The organism is Metabacillus indicus, from assembly GCF_046603695.1.
Lineage (GTDB): Bacteria > Bacillota > Bacilli > Bacillales > Bacillaceae > Bacillus_P > Bacillus_P indicus.
On sequence record NZ_CP176757.1, the window covers coordinates 3,601,906 to 3,625,759 of the forward strand.

24 protein-coding genes are annotated in these 23,854 nt (G+C 46.0%); 8 read left to right on the forward strand and 16 right to left on the reverse strand.

Features of this window, described 5'->3' with window-relative positions:
• Window positions 1–186 precede the first annotated feature (186 nt).
• Window positions 187–888, reverse strand: a complete 702-nt coding sequence (locus ACK1LH_RS18405; protein WP_051865608.1) for a lysozyme family protein — start codon at window positions 886–888, stop codon at window positions 187–189.
• Window positions 889–1,043: 155 nt separating this feature from the next.
• Between ACK1LH_RS18405 and ACK1LH_RS18410 the strand changes: the two genes are divergently transcribed.
• Window positions 1,044–1,481, forward strand: a complete 438-nt coding sequence (locus ACK1LH_RS18410) for a GNAT family N-acetyltransferase (RefSeq protein WP_029284466.1) — start codon at window positions 1,044–1,046, stop codon at window positions 1,479–1,481.
• Between the two features lie 402 nt (window positions 1,482–1,883).
• Here ACK1LH_RS18410 and ACK1LH_RS18415 read toward each other — a convergent pair whose 3' ends face one another.
• From ACK1LH_RS18415 to gnd, 3 genes are all read right to left on the reverse strand, one after another.
• Entirely contained in the window at window positions 1,884–2,684 is an 801-nt protein-coding gene (locus tag ACK1LH_RS18415; RefSeq protein ID WP_411333870.1) for a 6-phosphofructokinase, read from the reverse strand.
• 24 nt (window positions 2,685–2,708) lie between these two features.
• Complete coding sequence (gene gntK, locus ACK1LH_RS18420) at window positions 2,709–4,232, reverse strand: gluconokinase (RefSeq protein WP_411335124.1); 1,524 nt, start codon at window positions 4,230–4,232, stop codon at window positions 2,709–2,711.
• Between the two features lie 125 nt (window positions 4,233–4,357).
• Window positions 4,358–5,257, reverse strand: coding sequence for a phosphogluconate dehydrogenase (NAD(+)-dependent, decarboxylating) (gene gnd / locus ACK1LH_RS18425; protein ID WP_282035255.1), 900 nt, complete (start codon window positions 5,255–5,257; stop codon window positions 4,358–4,360).
• A gap of 145 nt (window positions 5,258–5,402) precedes the next feature.
• Between gnd and ACK1LH_RS18430 the strand changes: the two genes are divergently transcribed.
• A complete protein-coding gene (locus ACK1LH_RS18430) occupies window positions 5,403–6,248 on the forward strand; it encodes a MurR/RpiR family transcriptional regulator (RefSeq protein ID WP_029284476.1) in 846 nt (281 codons plus the stop codon).
• A 244-nt stretch (window positions 6,249–6,492) separates the two neighbouring features.
• The gene (locus ACK1LH_RS18435; RefSeq protein ID WP_411333871.1) at window positions 6,493–7,056 is read left to right on the forward strand and encodes a hypothetical protein; all 564 of its coding nucleotides are present in this window, start codon (window positions 6,493–6,495) and stop codon (window positions 7,054–7,056) included.
• 27 nt (window positions 7,057–7,083) lie between these two features.
• Here the strand turns inward: ACK1LH_RS18435 and ACK1LH_RS18440 are convergent, their stop codons facing one another.
• Entirely contained in the window at window positions 7,084–7,401 is a 318-nt protein-coding gene (locus ACK1LH_RS18440) for a hypothetical protein (protein WP_029284480.1), read from the reverse strand.
• A gap of 134 nt (window positions 7,402–7,535) precedes the next feature.
• Between ACK1LH_RS18440 and ACK1LH_RS18445 the strand changes: the two genes are divergently transcribed.
• Both ACK1LH_RS18445 and ACK1LH_RS18450 read left to right on the forward strand, forming a co-directional pair.
• Entirely contained in the window at window positions 7,536–7,967 is a 432-nt protein-coding gene (locus ACK1LH_RS18445) for a MarR family winged helix-turn-helix transcriptional regulator (RefSeq protein ID WP_320154612.1), read from the forward strand.
• A 4-nt stretch (window positions 7,968–7,971) separates the two neighbouring features.
• The gene (locus ACK1LH_RS18450; RefSeq protein ID WP_411333872.1) at window positions 7,972–9,189 is read left to right on the forward strand and encodes an MFS transporter; all 1,218 of its coding nucleotides are present in this window, start codon (window positions 7,972–7,974) and stop codon (window positions 9,187–9,189) included.
• 54 nt (window positions 9,190–9,243) lie between these two features.
• Here ACK1LH_RS18450 and ACK1LH_RS18455 read toward each other — a convergent pair whose 3' ends face one another.
• Window positions 9,244–9,732 (reverse strand): TlpA family protein disulfide reductase, encoded by a 489-nt coding sequence (locus ACK1LH_RS18455; protein ID WP_411333873.1) that lies wholly within the window; start codon window positions 9,730–9,732, stop codon window positions 9,244–9,246.
• A gap of 110 nt (window positions 9,733–9,842) precedes the next feature.
• Between ACK1LH_RS18455 and ACK1LH_RS18460 the strand changes: the two genes are divergently transcribed.
• A complete protein-coding gene (locus ACK1LH_RS18460) occupies window positions 9,843–10,175 on the forward strand; it encodes a hypothetical protein (protein WP_411333874.1) in 333 nt (110 codons plus the stop codon).
• A gap of 496 nt (window positions 10,176–10,671) precedes the next feature.
• Here ACK1LH_RS18460 and ACK1LH_RS18465 read toward each other — a convergent pair whose 3' ends face one another.
• The 5 genes from ACK1LH_RS18465 to ACK1LH_RS18485 form a co-directional block, all read right to left on the reverse strand.
• Window positions 10,672–11,499 (reverse strand): carbohydrate ABC transporter permease, encoded by an 828-nt coding sequence (locus ACK1LH_RS18465; protein WP_029284490.1) that lies wholly within the window; start codon window positions 11,497–11,499, stop codon window positions 10,672–10,674.
• 12 nt (window positions 11,500–11,511) lie between these two features.
• Entirely contained in the window at window positions 11,512–12,408 is an 897-nt protein-coding gene (locus ACK1LH_RS18470) for a carbohydrate ABC transporter permease (protein WP_029284492.1), read from the reverse strand.
• 139 nt (window positions 12,409–12,547) lie between these two features.
• Window positions 12,548–13,798, reverse strand: coding sequence for an ABC transporter substrate-binding protein (locus ACK1LH_RS18475; RefSeq protein WP_411333875.1), 1,251 nt, complete (start codon window positions 13,796–13,798; stop codon window positions 12,548–12,550).
• 60 nt (window positions 13,799–13,858) lie between these two features.
• Entirely contained in the window at window positions 13,859–15,973 is a 2,115-nt protein-coding gene (locus ACK1LH_RS18480) for an amylo-alpha-1,6-glucosidase (RefSeq protein ID WP_029566890.1), read from the reverse strand.
• Between the two features lie 92 nt (window positions 15,974–16,065).
• Entirely contained in the window at window positions 16,066–17,070 is a 1,005-nt protein-coding gene (locus ACK1LH_RS18485) for a LacI family DNA-binding transcriptional regulator (RefSeq protein WP_411333876.1), read from the reverse strand.
• A gap of 195 nt (window positions 17,071–17,265) precedes the next feature.
• Here ACK1LH_RS18485 and ACK1LH_RS18490 point away from each other — a divergent pair, with 195 nt between their 5' ends.
• Window positions 17,266–17,757: an NTTRR-F1 domain gene (locus ACK1LH_RS18490; RefSeq protein ID WP_411333877.1), complete on the forward strand. Its 492-nt coding sequence runs from the start codon at window positions 17,266–17,268 to the stop codon at window positions 17,755–17,757.
• A 47-nt stretch (window positions 17,758–17,804) separates the two neighbouring features.
• On the opposite strand, the gene ACK1LH_RS18495 is transcribed toward ACK1LH_RS18490, so the two are convergent.
• The 5 genes from ACK1LH_RS18495 to ACK1LH_RS18515 form a co-directional block, all read right to left on the reverse strand.
• A complete protein-coding gene (locus ACK1LH_RS18495) occupies window positions 17,805–18,116 on the reverse strand; it encodes an iron-sulfur cluster biosynthesis family protein (RefSeq protein ID WP_029284502.1) in 312 nt (103 codons plus the stop codon).
• The gene (locus ACK1LH_RS18500) at window positions 18,116–19,009 is read right to left on the reverse strand and encodes a diacylglycerol/lipid kinase family protein (protein ID WP_029284504.1); all 894 of its coding nucleotides are present in this window, start codon (window positions 19,007–19,009) and stop codon (window positions 18,116–18,118) included. The genes ACK1LH_RS18495 and ACK1LH_RS18500 overlap by 1 nt, the downstream gene beginning before the upstream one ends.
• A gap of 473 nt (window positions 19,010–19,482) precedes the next feature.
• Window positions 19,483–20,214, reverse strand: coding sequence for an exonuclease domain-containing protein (locus ACK1LH_RS18505; protein WP_411333879.1), 732 nt, complete (start codon window positions 20,212–20,214; stop codon window positions 19,483–19,485).
• A complete protein-coding gene (locus ACK1LH_RS18510; RefSeq protein WP_411333880.1) occupies window positions 20,211–21,191 on the reverse strand; it encodes a DUF294 nucleotidyltransferase-like domain-containing protein in 981 nt (326 codons plus the stop codon). The genes ACK1LH_RS18505 and ACK1LH_RS18510 overlap by 4 nt, the downstream gene beginning before the upstream one ends.
• Window positions 21,192–21,215: 24 nt before the next feature.
• Window positions 21,216–22,481: an ammonium transporter gene (locus ACK1LH_RS18515; RefSeq protein ID WP_411333881.1), complete on the reverse strand. Its 1,266-nt coding sequence runs from the start codon at window positions 22,479–22,481 to the stop codon at window positions 21,216–21,218.
• 241 nt (window positions 22,482–22,722) lie between these two features.
• Here ACK1LH_RS18515 and ACK1LH_RS18520 point away from each other — a divergent pair, with 241 nt between their 5' ends.
• Window positions 22,723–23,688: an L-lactate dehydrogenase gene (locus tag ACK1LH_RS18520; RefSeq protein WP_282033844.1), complete on the forward strand. Its 966-nt coding sequence runs from the start codon at window positions 22,723–22,725 to the stop codon at window positions 23,686–23,688.
• Window positions 23,689–23,854: the final 166 nt, after the last annotated feature.

Below are 23,854 nucleotides of genomic sequence, written 5' to 3' on the forward strand. Positions count from 1 at the left end.
TCAAAAAATTGACAGCTGCACGGCCCCTGCTCGGTCTCTGCTAAGCTCTGCTCTATTTCGCTTTTAAGCGTCTATGCTTTTAAGTGATAAAGTAACTGTTTCTATCTTATCCTGCTTCTTGATCAACGTCAAGGGTTTATTTTACCAGCTGCTTTTTAATAGAAAAAAACTCCGCACTCGGCGAAGTCACATTTGATCATTTGTTTTTTCTGATTCAGCCGTCAATGCATTCCTGTTTTCCTGAACCTTGGAGCTGTAAGTAAAGTCCCCGTAGCAGTATGGATACCTGAAGTTGGACTTGTCCCCTCCGCAATTGTACAGATCCGGCTGTTTTTTCACCTGAATCATTGAAAATTGCTTCGCGAGCTCTTCCGTGTGCATTCCGCCGTTTTTCACCACAAAGTCAATATAGCCGAGGCCCATATTATAAGCCTGCACGATGGTCATTTCATCTACCTTGCGCTCCTGGCCGTACTTCAGGCTTCTTTGAAAATACTCCACACCCTGCCTGATGCTTTCTTCCGGATCGGTTATGGCATTTCGCGGCAGACCGGCTGACTCTGAAGCCTGCATGGGGTCTCCCCCTCTGCCTTTGCTTTCCTGCTGCATAAGTGCCAGAACGAGCGGCGTATATTCTTCAAGCTGATAGGACGCAAGCTCCTGTTCAATGAGGGGCTCGTACTTTATGACTTCTTCAAACGCATTCTGCTGCATCACCGCCGGCTGTCTTTCTGCGGAATAAAACACGGTCAGCGCAAAAAAACCGGCAAACACAAGCAGCAGAAAGCCTATACTGGTTTTTATGAATTTCATCTCATCCTGCTCCGTTCTCTCATGCCCTTTGCCTACTATTATAATAAATCTGGCAATCTCTTCAACTAAGAACATGCGCCAGCTTCTCATCTTTTTAAGAATAAGGTAGAATGTACGAAAGCGAAACAGGCTGAAGACTATCAGCTTGTCGGGCCCTGGCCCTAGATGAAACTTTTGCCGGCCTGTTTTCGTCTATTCTATGAAACTTCTATTCCAAGTGAGGGATTACCATGTTTGAAATAAAACCAATACAAGCTGAACATACATATGCCTTGAGGCAAAAAGTACTGATGCCCGACTCCTCCGTAGAAGAGTGCGGCTATCAAAAAGATTTTGATGAAGATACGCTTCACCTCGGTGCATTTAAAGAGGAAGACCTGATCGGAACAGCATCCTTCTTTAAAGAAACACATGAAAAAATAAAAGGGAAACGCGCTTACAGACTGCGAGGCCTGGCAATAGATCCGGAGCACCGGAACCAGCTCCGTGGTCAGACATTGCTGTTGCTTGCTGAAAACAAATTATCACAGCTCGAAGCAGACACGCTGTGGTGCACAACTCTTGTCAACAACGTTGAATACTACCAGCATCTCGGCTTTAAAGAAACCGACTTCCGTTTCCATGTTCCTTCGAAGGGATTGAATGTGCTGATGGTGAAGGGGCTTTAAAGCGTAGGCGATACATGGAACAGCAGGCCACAGTGGGCCTGCTGTTTTTTTTGAACTTTTTGGAACGCTGATTCAGGACTTTGTGCTGTTAATCTGTTCTGGAGCACTTTCCTTTGTTCTCGGGCTGCACTTTCTGTTGCTAACTTCTCTTTAGCGCATTTTCCTTTGTCATCGGGCTGCACTATCTGCTGTTAACTCCGTTTTAGTGCATTTTCTTCCAGTCACGCGCTCCTCTTTCTGTTGTTAACTCCGTTTTAGCGCACTTTCCTTTGTGCTCGGGCGGCGCTTTCTGTTGCTAACTCCGTTTTAGCGCATTTCCCTCTAGTCACGCGCTCCTCTTTCTGCTGCTAACTCCGTTTCAACAAAAAAACACCCGCAGCTGCACCAGCCGCGGGCCTTCCTTTACTTCACTTCTTTATTCACAAGGACAAGCTGCTTTGTTCCGGCTCCTGATTCAAGCCACTCGGCTGCAGCACGGGCAAGGTTCTTTTCAATGATCCTGTCAGCAGCCGTCGGGCGGGAACTCATGCATTGGGATTCGTCGTAGATAAGCTCTTTGAAATCAAGCTCCATCTTTTCTCCCAAGTAAGCACCCAGCTTCTGCGGCGCAACCGACTCATTGATGATTAAAAAGGAATATGTGATCCCTTTTTCATCTTTTTGCTTTAAGTAATCAGCGGCATGCTGCCAGGATGATTCATCTGCGGCAACCACAAATCCGTCAACAGCTGCAGCTGCCTCCTTCATCAGGTCAGATACTTCATGCCCGGGCAGCTGCACGCAGCAGACTCTCTGTTTCATGTAAAGCAGCGAGCTGATTGTATCTTTTACTTTGAGTACATTCGTCACGACTTCATTCAGTGCCGTATCATATCCAAGAGCATGATCCCCGAGGTATGAGACCGGCAAAAAGAGTACGTTCGTTTTTGCCTGTGAAAGCAGCTGCACTGCTTGTTCTGATCCTCCTAGGACGAGAACAGCATCATAGGTTTCCATTACAGGCAAGAAGTCATGTTTATTCTCTGCAACCGTTTTTTCCGGGATGGAGCGGATCCATTCGCCAAGCGGCTCTGCCTGCAGCTTTCCAGTGTGCCATTCAAGTACGGATGCTTCCGTGTTTTTTTCCGCAGCAAATGCTTTAATGGCATTTAAAATCATTCGTGTTTCATTAATGGTATCAATTCCGAAAACAGCGATGCGCATGTGATCCCTCTTTCATCTTGGAAGTTAAATGTGCTTTTGCTGAAAGGCGGCGATGCTTGCATATTCTTCCTTCAGCAGCCTCGAAAGACGTATATAAATCGGTGCCAGTTCCTGATAAACGGCAGCGTTTTCGGGAATTGGCTTATGATGATGAGCAGCCCCCACCATGTCAGAGACAACATCAAGGGAAGATACATGCCCAAGGCCGTACAAGCCCAGAATAGCAGCTCCAAGGCATGAGCTTTCAAAGCTCTCCGGTACAGAAACCTCCTGGTTGAAAATATCGGCCATCATCTGGCGCCAAAGTTCAGACCTGGCGAATCCGCCTGTCGCCTGAATGCTTGCCGGCTCTCCGATCAATTCTTCGAGCGCGAGAAGAACAGTATACAGGTTGAAAATAATTCCTTCAAGTACAGAGCGTATCATGTGTTCTTTTTTATGGTGAAGAGAGAGGCCGAAGAATGATCCTCTTGCGTTTGCATCCCAAAGAGGCGCCCGCTCGCCTGCCAGATACGGATGAAAAAGCAGGCCGTCTGATCCGGGCTTTACTCGTGCCGCAATTTCTGTCAGCACTTCATACGGATCTCTGCCAAGTTTCTTGGCCAATTCCGTTTCTTCGTGCCCGAGCTGATCTCTAAGCCACCTGAAAATCATTCCTCCGTTATTGACCGGCCCCCCGATGACCCATTTGTCTTCAGTCAATGCGTAACAGAACGTTCTGCCCTTAGGATCTGTAACGGGCTTATCCGTCACGGTGCGGATAGCGCCGCTTGTTCCGATCGTCACAGCTGCAGCTCCCGGCTGAACGGCGTTTACGCCAAGGTTGGAAAGCACGCCGTCACTTGCTCCGACGACAAAAGGCGTATCACCATGAAGCCCCATAAGAGACGCATACTGAGCATCGAGTCCAGTCAGGGAAACCGTCGTGCCGACCGGCTCAGACAGGTGCTCTGCAGTAATTCCGGCAACTTCAAGAGCCTCCCTGTCCCAATTAAGCTCACGAAGATTGAACAGACCCGTAGCTGAAGCAATGGAATAGTCAACCACGTACCGCTTAAAGAGCTTGTAGAAAACATATTCTTTTATCGAGATAAACTTAAAGGTTTTCAGGAACAGCTCAGGACGGTCATGTCTGATCCAGGTGATTTTGGATAGCGGAGACATTGGATGCAGAGGGGTTCCCGTTCGAAGATAAATCTCATGCCCGTTCATTTCATCCTTAATTTTCTCCGTCCATTTTGCACTTCGGTTATCTGCCCATGTTATGCAATTTGTAAGAGGATTTCCCTCCGCGTCAACGGGAATGACGCTGTGCATCGCAGAACTGAATGAAACGAACAGAATATCCGATGGATGGACATTCCCTCCTGAAATCACTTCGCGGATGGTTGTCACAACCGCCTGAAAAATTTCTTCCGAATCCTGTTCTGCGGTCTCCGGGTCCGGGGAGTGCAGCGGATATTCAATCCCATGCGTAAAAACAATGGTTCCATCTGTTTTAAATAGAACGGACTTTGTACTTGTCGTTCCTATATCCGTGCCGATCATATATTTTTCTCTCACGTTTATTCCTCCCCTGCATTTCGTACGTACAGCGTTTTCATTTTACCTAAATGAAAAAGAAGATGCTTCTAAATAAGCCTCTTCCCTTTCCAATTATGCACGTAAACGCGTTAATCTTTATTTACAACAGCGTGGCCGCCAAATTCATTGCGCAAAGCTGCTACTACTTTTCCAGAGAACGTATCCTCATCAAGAGAACGGTATCTCATCATTAGAGAAAGGGCGATGATCGGCGTTGCCGTTTGAAGGTCAAGCGCTTCTTCAACTGTCCATTTCCCTTCGCCTGATGAATGCATAACTCCTTTAATACCGTCAAGTTTCGAATCCTTGGAGAACGCATTCTGAGTAAGCTCCATCAGCCATGAGCGGATAACAGATCCGTTGTTCCAGACTCTTGCCACCTGTTCATAGTCAAAATCAAACGGGCTTTTCTCAAGCACTTCAAAGCCTTCTGCGATTGCCTGCATCATGCCGTATTCTACGCCGTTATGAACCATTTTCAAATAGTGGCCGCTTCCTGTTTCACCGGCATACAAGTAGCCATTTTCAACACAGATATCCTTAAACAGCTGCTCGATTGATGCAAAAACCTCTTTGTCTCCGCCGATCATTGTGCATGCGCCGCTGCGTGCGCCTTCCATGCCGCCGCTTGTGCCGACATCAAAGAAATGAACACCCTGTTCTTTCATTTCCTTCCCGCGCTTAACGGATTCTTTATAGTTTGAATTTCCGCCGTCAATGACAAGATCGCCAGGCTCAAGCAAGCCTTTCAGCTCAGACAGTACATTTTCTGTAATCACGCCGGCTGGAACCATCATCCAGATCTTTCTTGGCGCCTCAAGCTTTGAAACTAGTTCCTCAATGGAAGAAGCACCTTCTGCACCCATATTTGAAAGTTTGGCTACTGCTTCTGAATCAATATCAAAAGCAACAACCTCATGTTTATGATCCATTAAATTAAGTGAAAGATTATAACCCATCTTTCCAAGGCCAATTAAACCTACCTGCATCTTTGAAAACTCCTTTTTATCACATATTATGTCCTATCCCTATTATACGAATTTTTTTTCGTTTAGCAATCGCTTCCAAGAAATTTTTTTTCACATTTCCTTTGTGCTATACTTTTTTTAGTACATGTAAGCGAGGTCATTTTATATGGGGCAAAATTGTCTAGGTAGCATCCGTTCTCATTATGCAAGGTTGAGTGAAAAAGAAAAAAAGATTGCTGATTTTATTTTGGAAAACCCCAAGGAAATTATTCATAGTACGATAAATGAAACAGCTGACCGGCTCGGTGTTGCAGAAGCGACCGTTTTCCGCTTTTGCAAGCGCATTGATTTTAAAGGCTATCAGGCGATGAAAATCGCTCTGGCTTCAGAGATTATGAGTCCGATCCAGCAAATACATGAGGAAATTAATGAAAACGATAATGAAAAAGCGGTTGCTGAAAAAGTGTTTCAATCCAACATCCGCACCCTTGAAAACACCCTGCAGATTTTAGATTTTTCATCTATTGAGAAAGCTGCCCGCATCCTTGCAGGCGCGAACCGCGTAGATTTTTACGGAACGGGGGGCTCTGCCATCATTGCGATGGATGCCTATCATAAATTTATCCGCACCGGCATTTCCGCCTATGCGTTTATTGATTCGCATTTTCAGCTGATGTCAGCCTCGCAGCTGACGAACAATGATGCAGCAGTCATCATTTCCCATTCAGGGACCAATAAAGACACGATTAAAATCATGAATACAGCGAGAAAGAACGGAGCAAAAACCATCGGGATCACAAGCTTCCCCAAATCTCCTGTCGGCCAGAATTCAGATGTTGCGCTGTTTACAAGCTCTGAAGAAACCGAATACAGGTCTGAAGCTCTCGCATCGAGAATCGGCCAGCTCAGTTTGATTGATGCGCTCTATGTAAACATGATGATTCAAAATAAAGAAAAGGCGAATCTGTCTCTTGAAAAAATCCGGAGTGCGATTTCTGAAACGAGAGTATAGCGGAAGGCGGAATACTCTGCATCGCGAAAATACACCGGAAACAGCACTGAAATAAGCAGCCTATTCCAGCACCGTTTCTGCGGTGTTTTTTTTTTGCATAGTAAAATCTAAATGAGATCGAAGAGGCAATAGACGTATAGATTAATAGATTCATAGCACTCACTTTATACAGGTTAAATTTGACAATACCAGCATGGTATTTTACATTGTGAATAATTGGGAGAATGAAAGGGAGGCGAAAAAGATGGGATTTTTTCAGCGAATGTTCAAAAAAGTAGAGGATGTTAATCGCGGAGAAGCAGCAGCCGCTGAGCTGGAATCGGAAATGGTGCTGATCACAGAAGAGGATGCCTACGATTTTTGGATTCAAATGGCCCAAAATATTCTCGTAAATGCTGTCAACGCAACAGGTTCGACAGTAGATCGCGCCTTTGTCATTCTCGATTTTCGCACTGAGCCGTCGTTTGAGCTGTTTTATCAGCAAAACGGCTCACTTTTAATGTGGGATCAGCTCGAGAACAAGACGATTACAGAAAAAATCCGGACACAGCTTCTGCCGCAGGCGCCTGACGCAGCGAATGCGATAAATGAAAACTTCATCGCAGCAGGACACGTCCCAATTGCGTATGCAGAGCTTCAGTTTGAATGGGCTACGAAAGCGTGGTTTTCCCACATCATATGGGCGGACGGCGAGCACGCTGATATTTCAAGGGATGAGCTTCTACAAAACTGGTTTGCCCGCATGGAAAAAGAAACCGAGAATGTGCCGCTCGACAGTGACCATAAGCTTTCTTGGTATCCGGAATGAAAGTGAACTCCACCACAATCAAAGCCCTCAGACGTCTGCCTGAGGGCTTTTCATTTTCAATGTATCCATAACCGTCAGACTGACAGTTTCTTTCCCCCTGACATAGCTCAGAGCATAAAGGACGGATGCAAGAAAAATCGATATTACTAAATAAATCATCCAGTAGATTGCCGTGCCGGCATACGAGATGCCGAGCACAAACGCAGCTGAAAACCAGAGCATAAGATGAAGAAGATGCTGCAGTTTATACCTTTTTTTCTCTAAAACAGCCGTAAAAAAGGACGCGCAGTATAAAGCAGCTATTGCGGCATAAATACCTGATACGATGATAACAGCAAACAGCATAACCGATCATTCCTTTCCTTACTGACTATTTTCGCACAGGCTGCAGAATCAATAAAGCAAGAACTTTCGTTACCCAGGTAACTAAAAGCTATGATATAATTACCTAGGTAACTATTTAAAAGGAGAACCAACACATGACCGCCGAACAGAACCTTTTTCACGCCATTCAGCAGCTGTCGAGGAAGCTGACAAACCGTTTAAATGAAACGCTCCAGCCTTTTGGCCTTTATAGCGCTCAATGGACCGTGCTATTTACCCTCAAAAAATCAGGAACTCTTACACAGACTGAGCTCTGTGACTATTTATCGATCGAAGCTCCTCCTATGACACGTACCATCCAGCGCCTCGTGAAACAGGGATATGTTATGCAGCTTCAGGGAGCTGATAAACGGACGAAGCACATCAAACTGACTGACAAAGCCATCCAGGATTATGAAAAATGGGAATCAGCAGTAGCTGAAATGGAGAAGGACCTTCTTTCGGGCATGCCGGAAAGCACTCAGGAGCCTCTCAGGACTTATATTCAGCAGTGGCTTCTCCACATAAGAACCACAGAAAGGAAATGACCCGATGAACGAACAAAAACTATGGACCCGAAATTTTTGGTCCATTTCTATAAGCAGCTTTTTTCTTTTTTTGACGTTTTACTACCTGCTCGTAACCCTGCCCATTTATGCCATTCACGATTTAAACGGAGTACCTGCACAAGCAGGACTGATCGTGACCATTTTTCTGGTCGCAGCCATTGTAGTGCGGCCATTTGCAGGTAAATGGATTGAGCGGCACGGAAAACGGAAAGTGCTCCTTTCCTCCCTTCTGATCTTTTTAATAGGATCCCTGCTTTATTCTTCGATAAACTCAATGAACGGGCTGCTTGCGCTCAGGTTCCTCCACGGAATCGGCTTCGGAATGGCCACGACGGCTGCAGGAGCGATTGTGGCTGATATCATTCCTGAATCAAGGCGCGGCGAGGGGATGGGCTATTACGCCATGTCGATGAATCTTGCGATGGTCATAGGACCGTTCCTTGGCTTAACCGCAATGGACCAATGGGGCACGGGAATTATGTTCAGCATCTGCATCTTTACAGCTGTTTTCTCCTTAGTGTCAGGATTACTTATGACTCTTCCAAAGGATGCTGCGGATGGAAGCAAAGTCGTTCCAGCTGCCGGCCGCACAGGAATAAAGGGACTGTTTGAGGCCTCAGCCATCTCAATAGCGCTGGTTGCAGGGCTATTCGCTCTTGTATATGCATCCATCCTTTCCTTTGTTTCTGTATACGCAAGGGAAATCGGGCTGATGCAGGCAGCAAGCTACTTCTTTGTTGTCTATGCTGTGGTCATGCTCATGGCACGGCCTTTTACAGGAAAATGGTTTGACCGCTATGGAGCAAATGTCATTATCTACCCTGCCATCCTGATTTTTGCGGCCGGAATGGTGCTTTTGAGTTTAGCCGGCACATCTGTGAGCTTTCTCATCGCTGCAGGCTTAATCGGCCTCGGATGGGGCACTCTGTTTCCAAGCTTCCAGACGATCGCCATCCAGTCCGCCGAGCCGAAAAAAAGGGGCCTTGCCACGGCGACCTTCCTGTCCATTTTTGATATCGGGATTGGTGCAGGTTCATTTATTGTCGGTGTTCTGACAGCGAAGATTTCGTTCAGCACCTTGTATTTTGCCAGTTCGTTCTTCATTTTGGGATGCCTTGCTGTTTACTATTTGCTGCATGGTAAAAAGGATTCTGCTATGCGAACGGCAGCATTGGCAGAGACGGAAAAGCAAAGTGCATAAGTAGTCATTTTGATATAGACCATTAAAAGAGCCGGCTCACATAGAGCCGGTTCTTCAGTTTTCCAGCAAGTAGTTTATTCTCTTCTCCAAAAGCCCTTCTCCGCCATATCCCATCAGCACATTCACAATCTCTCCGTCCCGGTTAATGAAAAAGGTTGTCGGCACAGCCGCTACCCTGAATAGTGATGCTGCTTCTCCCGTTTTATCCAGCAGGACAGGAAACGTGAAGCCATAATCTTTCGCAAACATATACGCTCCTTCTTCTGAATCCTTGGCTGTTAAATTCACGGCGTATATTTTCACTTTCCCTTCATATTTCTTTGAAAGCATGACTAGCTCTGGAGCTTCCTGTTTGCACGGACCGCACCAGGAAGCCCAGAAATTCAGGACCACAGGCTGTTTGTAAGGAGGTTTTAAATGATGCTCCTGCCCCCGCATATCCAATAGTTTGATTTCTGGAGCAAGCGGATCTTTCGCCAGTGCAGGCTGGTGGAATGCTAAGCAAAAACACAAAGAAAGCAGTAATACGATTATTTTTTTCAACGTATTTCCTCCCTTTTTAAAGCTAGCGTTCTCCTTATCAAAAGGGCATATTCCTAAAAAGACAAGCGTACACATGAGATAGGATGGTTTTCTGAAAGGAGCGGCTCGTTTTGCTTTCTAAAACAAGTTCAGCAGTGGTGACTTTTCTTTTTTTAACTCTGTTTATCGCGATGATGGCCTATTTGGATACACCCCAGGCAACAAGTGATGAAACCGTAACGTTTCCAATGGCTGCTGAAGAAGAGGATCAGGAGACAGCGGCTTGGGAATCGCAGCTTGTCACTGTTTATGAGGACAAAAAGATCGGGACGATATGGGAAGACGGCTACCGTGTAGAAACGTATCAGGAATTTGAGGTAGATAAAGATGCAGATGGAAAAACAGTAGATGTCAGGCCGACGGGGAATTACAGTTATTTGAAGTATAAAGGTGATGAGGAATAAGAAAAGGGCGTCCCGGCAGCTGGCCGGAACACCCTTTTTTGTTTGGGCAATAGACTGTTGGAACAGCATGAAATATTGAGTGCTCCATTAGTTCACAGCATTTATTTTTTGATGGCACTTATCATGATTTTGAGTACAATCAAAAACCGGAATCCATTTCTTGATGGCACCTATCATGCTTTTGAGTACCACCAAACTCAGAAACCCTTCTCTTGATGGCACTTATCTCGCTTACAAGTACCACCAAATTCAGATATCCTTTTCTTGATGGCACTTATCTCGCTTACAAGTACCACCAACCCCAGAAATCCTTCTCTTGATGGCACTTATCTCGCTTACAAGTTCCACCAAACTCAGAAACCCTTCTTTTGATGGCACTTATCCCGCATACAGGTACCACCAAACTCAGAAATCCTTTTTTGATGGCACTTACCTCGCTTACAAGTACCACCAAACTCAGATATCCTTCTCTTGATGGCACCATTCAAACCACAGATTATTTCCCTCCGGTAAACGATATCCCCTTAATAAAGTACCGGTTAAAGAACGCATAAATCAGCAGAACCGGAAGCGTGAACACCATAGATGCGGCCATAATGTAATTCCAGTAGCTGACGTACTGACCCTTAAAGGTATTAAGTCCGAGCGGAAGGGTGAACATTTCAATGTCGGTCATGACGATCAGCGGTCTCATAAAGTCGTTCCATGAGCCCATGAACACGAAGATGGCCTGTGCTGCAAGGGCTGGTCTTGCGAGCGGAAGCACAATTTTAAAGAACGTGCCGAGTCTGCTGAGTCCGTCCATTTCTGCGGCTTCTTCAAGTTCTTTCGGAAAGTTGATGAAAAATTGTCTCATCATGAAAATGAATGTAGCATTGATCATCGCAGGGACAATCATGCCCTGATAGGAATTGAGCCAGCCAAGCTCTTTCAAAATCAGGTAGTTCGGGATCATTGTGACCTGAGCCGGAATCATCAGGACAGCCAGAATCATGATGAACAGAGCTTTTTTCCCCGGGAAACTGAGTCTTGCCAGCGCATAGCCTGCCATGGAGTTGAACAGGAGATTGAGTGCCGTTCCAACCACTGCAATCAGCACGCTGTTAAACATCCATCTTGGAAAGAGCTCCTGCTCGATGAAGATTTGTTTGTAATTATCGAGTGTAAAGTTTTTTGGAATAAAACTTAAGGTGCCGCTTACGATTTCCTGGAGTGTTTTAAAGGATGAAGACAGCGCCCACAGGAAAGGCACAAGTGTTGTGATGGCATAGAGAATCAAGATCGCATAGACAATGATCCGTCCGGCTCCAAGCTTTTTCTTCATGTTTCTCCCTCCTTAATATAGCGACTCTTCTTTTGAAAATTTTCTCTGAATCAGTGTGGCCACGAGGATGACGATGGCGAGCATGAGCACAAGCGCTGCTGCGTAGCCCATCGTTCCAAGATTTTTGAACGCATATTGATAGACTAATAGAACGACCGTCAGTGTGGAGTTGTCAGGTCCCCCTGATCCTCCTGAAAAAATATACGACTGGTCGAACAGCTGAAACGTTCCGATCAGACCCATGATTGCGACGAATGATGTGACCGGACGCAGCTGCGGGACAGTAATCTTCAAGAATTTCTGGATTGTATTTGCCCCGTCCAGTTCAGCGGCTTCATATAAGGAGTCCGGTATATCCTGCAGGGCTGCCAGGTAAATGACCATGAAAAACGGTGCTGTTGACCAGATATTCATGATCATAATTGCATTAAGCGCAATGTTCGGATCCCCGAGAAAGTTATATGTCGGAAGTCCGATAGCATCTAGCACGTTATTGATCAGCCCGTTTTTGTTGTACATCCACATGAAAATCAGCGTCAGTACGGCTGATGAAGTCAATGTCGGCAGGAAGTACACAATCCGGAAAAAAGTCTGTCCTTTCATGCCGGCATTCAGAGTAGCAGCCAAAATCAGAGCAAGGATCGTCTGGCAAGGCACTACAATGACAACGTACTTGAACGTATTCCAAAGTGCAATTTGCGCCCTCGTATCATCCAGAATGCGCGCGAAGTTTTCAAAGGCTACAAAATCATAGCTTGTTGTTCCAAGCAGCTGAACCTTATGGAACGACATGAATATGACGTAAAAAATCGGACCGATTATAAACAGCAGCAGGACAAAAAGTGCTGGCGACATGAAGAAGTAGCCCTGCCCCGCTTCTCTTACTGTTCGTTTTGAAAGATATTTCATTTGCTGGCCACGCTCCCTGTGCAACGGATTGCTGCACAGCCTCTTTCCATTGAAGCCTTAACTTCAGCAGAAAGAAGCCGTGCAGATTTTTTAAAGGGAGAAAGGAAGGTCACGCTTCCCATTCTCCCGATTCAGCAGTTTATTTTGAGTCAATCTCGCTGTTTGCCTGTTTTTCCGCTTCTTTCAAAGCCTCTTCAAGCGGCCGGTCTCCAAGGAAAGCACTCAAAAACTGGTTGTTGAAGTTGTTCATGATGATCGGCAGATTAGAACCCTCTGACCAGACAGTCGCATAGGATGCCCCGGCAACAAGAGGTCCTCTTAGTTCGTCTTGATCATAGCCAAGCTTTTCAGCCACTGATTTACGTGTAGGCAGTGCATAGCCTTTACTTGTCCACGTTTCCATTCCTTCTTTTCCTGTCAGATAAGAAAGCAGTTCCCATGAAGCTTCTTTCTTTTCAGAAGCAGCATTCATGACATAAGCAACACTGTAAGCCATAGTTGATTTTTCACCATTGATGGAAGGCAGCTCGGCTGTTCCGTATTCTACATCCGGGAATGTATCAGCAAGAAACGGGATCGCCCAGTTTCCTTCAATGACCATAGCAGCTTTCTGCTGGCCGAATACTTCTCCGCCCCAAGTCGCGCCGACCTCTTTAGGTTCAACGGCCGACTTGTCGACATTGTGCATATCAATGACAGGTTTTAATGCTTCTGCCACTTCATCTGATGCAAAGTTTGCCTGGCCGTCTTTTACCACATCTCCGCCGAGGGACTCAGCCACCCAGAACTGGCGTGCAAGCTCAGGTGCAACCCCGAAACCGTACTGTCCGTCTTTTGTAAGCTTTTTAGCTGCCTCGCGGAATTCATCCCACGTCTGCGGTACTTCTACACCCGCATCAGCAAGCATTTTTTTGTTGTAAAATAACGCTAGAGTCGAGTAATCTTTTGGAAAACCGTACGTTTTGTCATCCGCAATAAACGCTTCAAGCAACGGCTTTTCAAAATCCTCTACATCGAAATCTTCTGTTACATACTCATCAAGAGGCTCAATTACGCCCGTTTCGATTAACGCAGGAGCTTCAAAAGCATCCAGGTAAAACACGTCCGGACCTTCGCCGCCAATTAGACGGGTTTTAATGACATCCATGTATTGCTCCGTAATAACCTCAATTTTCACATCAATGTTCGGATGCTTCTCTTCAAAGTCAGCAATGGTCTGCTTTAAAAGCTTTTCTTCCGTCGGATTTCCTCCCCATCCGGCAAGTGTCACTTCTGTCTTTTCTCCGTCTGTCCCTTCTTTAGAAGCTCCGTCTGAACTGCACCCTGAGAGAACACCCGCCATCAGCATTGAAGCAATTCCAAGTCCCGCCATCCATTTTCTTGATTTCATGTCCTTTACCCCTTCCAATTTTTATGATCTAAAGGGGGTTCCCCCCCAGAAGATAATGGGTTATTTCTGTGCGAGCTGCTTAGATGTGTTAAGTTGAAATCCTGTCGTATTGTTAAGCACTTCGATTTTGTAATCTGTTCCGCTGCGTTTGATCGAAAGAGACAGTTTTCCCTTTCCGATTGCGAGATCATGTACTTCAAGTGAATTCATTGTTGGGAGCAGAACAGGTGAAAGCGTGATTTCTTCCTTTATGCTGTCCGGAAATAACCCGAGCAGAGATTGAATAAACACAAGCGGTGTTCCGGCTGCCCAGGCCTGAGGCGAGCAGGCAACAGGATATTTTACCGCCTTGCCTCCCTCGCTGCTGTAACCGCAGAACAGTTCAGGCAGACGGTCATATTCAAAGTGTGATGCCGCTTCGATCAAACCGTTTATGACTTTGGCTGTTTCCTGATGGAAGCCCGTTTTGCTCATTCCAAGCAGTGACATGCTGTTGTCATGAGGCCAGATGCTGCCGTCATGATAGCTCATCGGATTGTAGCCGGCTTCGCCTTCCGCCATTGTCCTAATGCCGTAGCCTGAGAACATTTTCGGCGACACAAGCATGTCTGTTACTGATTTTGCCCGGGTGTCGCTGAGCATGCCTGAAAACAGAACGTGACCGGGATTTGACGTAATCGTTCCTACCTGGTCTTTCTTTTCATCAAGAGCGATGGCATAGAACTGAACATCCTCCATCCAGAACGCTTCTTCAAATCTCTCTTTTAAAGCTGATGCCTGTCTGCGGAGAAGTTTTGCTTTTTCAGAAAGATTCATTTTTTCATAGATATCAGCAAGCCCTGTTTTCGCCTGATAGACGTAGCCCTGTACTTCTGAGAGAGCAATCGGCGTTTTCGCATACTCCCCGTCACGGTGAACAACTGAATCACCTGAATCCTTCCAGCCTTGATTGGCTATGCCCTTGCTTGACTCCTGATGATATTCAACAAATAGATCATCATCGCGGTCTCCGTATTCATTGATCCACATTAAAGCGTTCTCAATTGTCGTCTCAAGCGATTCAGCAAGCTCGAAATCTCCCGTCCATTTCACATATTCTGATAAGAGGATTAAAAACAGCGGTGTAGCGTCAACCGTTCCGTAATATGGGGTAAACGGGATTTGCCCTGTCGCTGCAAGCTCTCCAAACCGGATTTCATGCATGATTTTACCCGGCTGCTCATCTCTCCAAGGATCCAGATTCTTCCCTTGGTAGTGCGCCATTGTAAGAAGGGTGCCTTTTGCAATCTCTGCCTGGAAAGGAAGGATCTGAAGTGCGGCAATCAGGCTGTCACGTCCAAATGGAACGCCAAACCAAGGAAGTCCTGCTACCGGGAAAGGTCCAAACCCAACGTCTGTCAAAAGCACTCTCATATCATTCAGCCCGCGGTCAACCAGACGCTGCAGCGGTGCAAAATCAGTTTTCACTGTCGCTGTGCCGTCATTCCATTTTTCATATGAAGCTTCAAGCTTTTGAAGAGCGTCTTCTTTTTTCACCATCTTATTTCCGCTGATGTCGCCAATTTTCGGCTGTACGGCAAGTGTCACCGAATCTGATTCCCCGTGTGCCAGTTCAAATTCGAAAACAATGGTTCCGTCCTCTTCAGCGCGTTTCGCTTGTTTATCCCAGGTAATGACCGTGCTGCGGTTTACATGGTCTGCGCCTTCATAGTGAAACGAAAGGGTGTTTTCCTCAACCTTTTGTCCGGTTCTTTTGCCAAGATCGCCGTTTTGGAATCCGCGGACAACAAACATGTCGAGAAAATCAACATCTGCATGCACACTGATTTCAAATTTTACCGGTTTCGGAAAGTAATTTTTCACTTTCACTTCCTCGTACAGCACATCATCGTAGATAAAACGGGAGCGCTCCATTTCAACGGATTCTCTCCACAGAATCAGCTCGCCGTCTTTTTCCATATGGGGATTCGTTAATAGAATGCTTGATTTGTAGTTTTTATCCGCTTCAGATGAGAGAAGGATAGGATCTTCGCCGTTGATTTTCAAGTCCAGTTTGCTCAGGAAGCGTGTGTCCTTTGTGTAAAGCCCTAAGCCGTACGGATGGTTTTCAGGTATATTCCCACTTGTGTCTGTCAGCAGAAACAGGTCGTTTTCTTTAATCACTCTGTAATCCATGAATGTCCTCCTTGATGGTTCCGAAACGTTTTGGATTTCATGCAGCACTTCCCGAAACGTTTCGGTTTTTAGCAGTACCACGTAAGTGGCTTTTATTTTGCAGACTCTCTTATGATTAATTCTGTTTCAAGTGTAATAACTTGTGCATCGCTTTTTTCTTCAAGCATATCTATGAGTGCATTCGCTGCTTTGTAGCCGAGGTCAAACTTGTTCTGGGCAATGGTCGTCAGAGGAGGTGATGAATAGGCTGCAAGCAGAATGTTGTCGTAGCCGATGACAGAAAGCTGTTCAGGAACGGAAAGTCCCGCTGCTTTTGCACTTTTTATCACGCCGAGCGCCATAAGATCGCTTGCGCAGAAAATGGCTGTCAGTTCAGGGTGTTCTTTTAAAAGCATCGTTCCTGCTTCCTCTGCTTTTTCCTCCGTAAAGTCACCGCTCGCGATATACTGCCCGTTTACTTGAAGTCCAGCTTCCTGCAGGGCTTCCATATAGCCTTTAAGCCTTTGTTTACTGACATAAGCCTGATCATGGCCATTCACCAAGCCGATGTTTTTATGGCCGGATTGAATGAGATGCCGGACTGCTCGTTTTGCCCCGAGAACGTTGTCAGTTGTGACATAGCCCACGCTCTTTGATGAAATCGGGATATCAATCAGCATACACGGGATGTCGCTTTCTACAACTTCCTTTAAATAAGGGTCATCGATTTTCATCCCTTGAAGAATGACTCCGTCAACTCTTCGTTCCCTGCACAGCTGCGAGTACGTTTTCTCCCGCTGCTTTGTCGTTGTTGTACTGAAAAGCACCAGATCATAATCACGTTCTGAAATGCATTCATTTACGCCCGAGAGAACCTCAAAAGTGAAATTGTCTTTGGAGCTGACACGGTTCATGCCGGATACAAGCATCCCGATGGTTCTGGACTTTTTCATGACAAGTCCCCTAGCCAGTGTGTTCGGGCTGTAATTGAGCTGTTTGGCAATATCCATTATCTTTCGTCTTGTCTTTTCATTCACATCGGAATAGCCGTTCAGTGCCCGTGATACAGTCGTTACCGACACGCCTGCCGCTTTCGCAATGTCTTTTATCGTAGTCAAAATACTTTCCTCCAAAACGTTTCGGATGCCTTTGATAGTCATCTTACCCGATTATGATAACGTTTGCAAATGTTTTTTATCTGGAATTTTTTTCAGGTTCGCCAATTGAATATCAGGTTTATAGTTACTAGCACTGTCAATTGATTAGGCACGTACATATAGTAGGAAGACTACTCTAAAGGAGAATATGAACCTATGAACAATCGGATGATAAATGGTCATTTTGATGCGGGATCCCTGTTGCCGTGGACCTGCACAAATGCATCACCTGCAGCACCGTCTGCTGCCAAACTTCATGGCGGAACCGTCAACAGCAGCATCTCACAGTATGTAAAAGTTAATTCCGGAGAGACGCTCGAACTTCTTGTTGCCTTATCAGATGTTAGAGCTCCGCTTACAATTTCTGTTGTTTATTACAGCGCTTCGTACGCTTTCCTTGGTTACGGCCTTATCAAAAACATTCCTTTTAATGCCGGCAATAAAGGAACGATGAACGTTCGTGAAACCGTCTCTGCAGCACCAGCAGGTACAGCCCAGGCACTGATCTTAATCAACAAGCTGCCTCAGGCGGGCTCTTCAGATGTCATTGTAACTGGCGTTGAACTGTTTTCAGGCGCAGAGGAAGAACCGATGGTTGTGGATATTTTCAAACTGATTCAGGGCAATCAGTCATTAATAAAGAGCTGAAGGGATGCTTTCAGAATGAAAGAAAGGGATGAACCATCCCTTTCTTTTTATACATATCTTAAGCCAATCCTATTATTGAATGTCTGATTCTTATTTTTAAAAACAAAAAAGTTGTTTGCGAAGTCTATGGTCAGCTCGTGATCATAGGCTTCTTCAAAATCATGATCAACCAGGATGCTGAGTTTTTCCACTTCCAGTATTTTTTCATAGTCTGCCGGATCGCGTTTAGGGACAACTTTCATTTCATAAAGGGTATTGACGATGTCACAGCTGCCGCGGTCAAACGAGAGCTGAAGCATTTTGTCATCCGGTATGCTTTTAAGCTGCTCCTTCGCCCGGTCGGTTACAGTCATTAACATTACTCTTCCTCCTTCGGAACCAGGATTTCAATGTGCCGTTTTAAGTTGCCCACTTTCACAGGCAGCTTATCCCCTTCATCCCCGTCAACATTTGCAATCATTTCGTATGTAGAGGAAACATCTACCTCGGGAACTTTTAAATAAACAACCTGCTCGCTCTCTGCCAGATCCCCTGTCATCACTTTTGGGAGCAGCAGAAGAAATTGAGGCAAGGCCATATCTTTTATGATCAAGACGTGCAGTTTGCCGTCGTTGACCTTTGCTTCTGGCGCAATGGTTTCAAACCCGCCCACAGAATTCGTCAGGGCGATCAGCATGAGCAGCGCCTCTCCCTCCCACACGCCCTCTTCATGCTTGACGCGGAGTTCAAATGGCTGCTTTTCTTTCATTTTTTTTACCCCTTCGACAATGTAGGCGAGCGGACCAAGCTTTGTTTTTTGCTCAACAGGCGTGGAAAAGGACGCTTCAGCGAGAGCGCCGACAGCTACAATGTTGATAAAATAGCGGTCGTTTATTTTGCCTACATCTGTCCATCTAGAATGCTGCTTCTTCATCAAGCTGATTGCAGCTTCCGGATCTAGCGGGATATTCAGCGCCCTCGCAAAATCATTGACCGTACCAAGAGGGATAAGGCCGAACAGCGGTCTGTGCTCCTGTTCAGCTATTCCGTTGATCGCTTCATTAATTGTTCCGTCGCCGCCCATTGCCGCAATAAAATCAAGCCTCCGTTCGCAGGCTTCGCGTGCAAAATCTCTGGCGTCCCCTTCCCCCTCTGTTTCACGCAATTCCGTTTCATAGCCCATCTTTTTCATTGTTTCCAGGGCATATTCCGTGTATTCGGCCCCTTTTTCCTTGCCTGAAGATGGATTAACAATCAGCATCGCCTGCTTCAAACCCGATTCCCCCTTGAATGTGTTCTTTTCTATGGCTTTACCCTTATTCTGTATTATTTGAACCTGTTAGATTGATGGATTGATGTTTTTTCTTTTAAAAGTAAAACTGTTACCACTCCGATTTTTATTTTTGAATTGTACCCGTTCCCTTGCGCTCCAGTCACTTGCTTTCCGCGGGGAGGGCCGGGAGCCTCCTCGGCCAGCCTGCGGGGTCTCCCGTGCCCTCTTTATGCCCCAGAAAAGCGGAAGCGCCCGTTTTGCTCCGGCAGTCAGATAAGAAATCCCCCGAAAAGTCCGGGTCCCGCCTTTTTGGGGGATTTTGTTCTGACAGAGGAGCCTGAGCGCTGCAGCTGGACAAGGAGTCAAGTGCCTTCCGCTACAGTTCACTGGTGCATTTAAGTTGTTCATAGAAGTAGCAAAATTCATGAATTGAATCAAAAAAAAAAACACTGCCAAGTCAAATGGCAATGCTTTTAACCCGCAGCGATCCGTTCATAAATATCCCGAAGGTTTCTGCAGCCCTCTTTTTTCACATCTTCAATGTACCCGCACCAGAGTTTGGCTGTCATGACGGCATCTCCAAGGGCATGGTGCCGGTCAGTGACAGGAATAGACCGGTGTTCGCACAAGTCTTCGAGTCTGACAAAATCCGTGTGGGGTTCAGCAATCCGCTGAAGAAAGGAAGTATCGACGATCCGGTGCTTGAAGGGTGCCCGGAAATGCTTCCAGCTTGCGTGCTGCATGAACTTTTTTTCATGAGCTGAGTGATGCGCTACAAGCGTATCCCCTTTCACAAATTTAAAAAATTGAATGAGCGCTTCCTCAAGGGCCGGTGCCCGTTCCAATTCCGCTTCTGTAATTCCCGTCAGCGTGCTGATTTCATCAGGAAGGCCGTTTTCATGCCGGACAAGTGTATAAAACCGCTCGTCTTCGAGCATCTCGCTTCCCTTCACTTTCACCGCACCAATTGAAATGATTTCATTTCCCTGTTCAGGAAAAAAGCCTGTCGTTTCAATATCAAACACGACAGCGGAAAACTCTTCTAAAGGAACAGACATCACTTCCTCCGCCTTCATTTCCCGCTGGAGCTGCCTCAAAAAGGCAATCTGCTGGGAATTTTGCCCGCCCTGTGCCGTTCCGAAAACACTCGTCTGAAACTTGCCGTGCACTTCCCTGATAAAATGAATAAACGGATTGGATTTCATGAATGAACACCCTTTTCAATGATCACTTGAACGTAGTGATGCAGTTTCTTCCCGTTCTTCAGAATCGTTTTCAGCTCTTTCTTTTCCGCACGGGTAAGGTCCTGTACAGGCAGATAATGCACATCATCATACTCTTTAATTCTCTTTAAATTCGACATCCTGAACTGAAGCAATCTCAGAAAACTGTCTTTATAGATTTCAAGTTCATTTTTATATTCACCCTGCCGGGAAAGGCTGTTTATCCGCTCAAGGGTGGAGGATTCCATAATCCCTTCTTTAATGGCAAGAATTCTGACCGCATTGACATATGGAAGAAATGCCGCCTGTTTAATGTTCAAGCACCCCTGATAATGGCCGCTGCTTTCTGTAAAAATCTGTCCGAGCGGTCCGACAGACGGTTTGATGTGCATGATGGTATCCAAAAACCTTTGCAGAAGCTTTGGCGTTTTCTTTTGATGATTGTCCACCCTCCGCTTTAAACGGACAAGCAGCTTATCATCCCCCGCCATGGTTCTTGCATCAATGAAGATCTGCAGGTATCTCATCGATTCAAAGCTGACATCTTCCATCCATTTGTCGAGCTGTCCTTCATATCCTTCTGCTGACTTGCACCATAAAGGATTTGAGCTCATCACTTTCCCTTCGCAATAAGGGTAGCCTGCAGCATGAAGTCCGTCCGATAGTTCTTTTCCGAGAGCCAGAAAGTATTCCTCTTCAGCTGCACCACTTTTTTCATACACCATTCCATGATCCTGATCGCTTACGGCCCCCTGCTCAAATCTCCCTGCACTCCCCATGACAAACCATGCATAGGGCGAAGGAGGATCCCCTTTCTCCTCCTTCACAATCTGCAGAGACCGTTCGAAAACCGTCCGCATGACCCGGTCATGAAACACATTCAGCGAATGCGCATCAGACATATGATTCTGAATCTCCTTCTCTCTCCACTCCTTGATTGACCCGTAGCTATCTCCCATGAACCGCACGTCCCTTTCGCTCCATTACGAGCTGATCTTATCCTCTTTTGATAAGAATACTTCAGGATAGCCGTAACTTCCATGCTCACTCATATCAAGACCCATAATTTCTTCTTCCTCTGTCACACGCAGACCGCCCATCAGCTTTTTTGCTGCGTAAAGAATGACAAACGAAACGATGAAGGCATATGCACCTGATACCCCGACGCCCATGACCTGAACGCCAAGCTGTTCAAAACCGCCGCCGTAAAAAAGTCCCGGCTTTCCTACTGTTGCAAGTTCAGGCGCTGCAAAAAATCCGGTTGAAATGGTTCCCCAAACACCCGCTGCCCCGTGAACGGATAAAGCAAAGATCGGATCGTCTATTCTTTTCTTTTCAAAAAATCTCACACTATAGAAAACTAGGATTCCGGCAACAAATCCGATTAGAACAGCTGCCCACGTTTCAACAAATGCACATGATGCGGTAATCGCGACAAGGCCGGCAAGTGCCCCGTTCAGCATCGTCGGGACATCTGATTTCCCGAGAACCGCCCATGAAACAAGCAGAGCAGCAACCGCGCCGGCAGCAGCCGCAAGGTTCGTATTCAGGGCTACATAGCCGAAAAAGCCATCTTCCACTCCGAGCGTACTAGCGGCATTAAAGCCGAACCAGCCAATCCACAGTACGAGCACACCAAGAGCCGTAAAGACCTGGTTGTGGCCGAAAATACTGTTGGCAGAGCCGTCCTGATTAAATTTTCCGATACGGGGTTTTAACAGAATTGTAGCAGCTAAAGCAGCCATAGCACCTGTTAAATGAACAACTGTCGAACCGGCAAAATCCTGCTTGCCGTGCTCTGCAAGCCATCCGCCTCCCCAAATCCAGTGAGCGACTACAGGATACACAAGCGCCGAAAACAAAACCGTGAACACAAGATAAACTGAAAGCTTCGCGCGCTCAGCAAATCCGCCAAGAGCAATGGTGATCGCAATCCCTGCGAATGCAAGCTGAAAAAGAAAGAAAACAGATGAAGATAAATTCATCCCCTCAAGCTCGTATCCAGAATAGAAAAAATGAGAAAGTCCAACAAAGAAATTGCTGTTGTCACCGAAAATAAAACCGAATCCAACCGCCCAGAAAATAAGCGATGCAAGACCAAACGTAAAGATCGTTTTCCCTGCAATATGCCCTGCATTTTTCATCCTGGTCGAGCCTGCTTCAAGCAGAATAAACCCGCCTTGCATAAGTATGACAAGAATGGCACCCAGCACCACCCATAAACTGTTTAATAAATACACCGAATCCAATTGAATGTCCTCCTTGATGATCTTTATCTTACATTACATGTTATAAAACATAACATTAAACTATTATTCTATATTCTATCTGAATATTGAATGTTGTCAACCAGTTTTCTGTAAATCATGTCATAAATCCTAACATTGATGAATCTGCCTATTTTTTCTAAACAGGAATGGACATTTTTTCCTTTTTAAGGTAAAATTATATTGTGAAGTTTTTCACATAATAATGGGAGGGTGTTGCACTGTGGCACAGGAAAAAATAAACCGTGTAGTGCTTGTTGGAACCGGATTTGTAGGATCAAGCTATGCGTTTGCTCTTATGAATCAGGGAATAGCAGATGAACTGATTCTTATTGACGCGAATGCCGAAAAAGCCCTTGGAGATGTCATGGATCTGAATCATGGAAAAGTCTTTGCTCCGAATCCGACTGCCATCAGGCTCGGAGACTATGAAGATTGCAAACACGCAGACCTTGTTGTTATTTGTGCAGGCGCCAATCAGAAGAAAGGCGAAACACGCCTTGATCTTGTTTCAAAAAACCTGAAGATTTTCAAAGAAATTACCGAGAGTGTCATGCAATCAGGATTTGACGGCATCTTTCTCGTTGCAACAAATCCCGTCGATATTCTCACGTATGCCACATGGAAATACAGCGGACTGCCACAGGAGAAAGTGATTGGTTCAGGAACCATTCTGGACACATCCCGCTTCCGCTACCTGCTTGGAGATTACTTTAAAATTGCGCCGAACAACGTCCATGCATACATCATAGGCGAGCACGGAGACAGCGAGCTGCCGGTGTACAGCACTGCGGACGTCGGAGGCATACCTGTTATGAAAATGATTGAACGGAACAGCACCTATAAAAAAGAAGACCTGGATGAGATCTTTAAAAATGTACGCGACGCAGCCTATCAGATTATCGAGAGAAAAGGCGCAACCTATTACGGCATTGCCATGGGCCTTGTCCGCATCACAAGAGCCATCTTTCATAACGAAAATTGTGTGCTCACCGTTTCTGCGCGTCTTGACGGACAATACGGCGAATCTGATGTGTACATCGGCGTACCCGCCGTTATTAACCGCGACGGCATCAGGGAAATCGTTGAGCTTGACTTAAGCGAAGACGAACAAAGCAAGTTCCGCCGCAGTGCAGGGGTGCTGAAAGAGATCCTGGCACCGTTTTGGCCGGGAGATGCACCGGCTTAAGGAAAAAGAGAGTAAGACTGCAGCACTCCGGTTTATGGGAAGCCGGAGTGTTTTGAGTTGGAAAATGTGCTTTTTAGCAGATGGATGGAAGAGTCATAAGAGGCTTCGATTGTTACCTTTAGCTGCGGCGGAAAGGCATGAAGGGTCATAAGAGGCTTCGATTGTT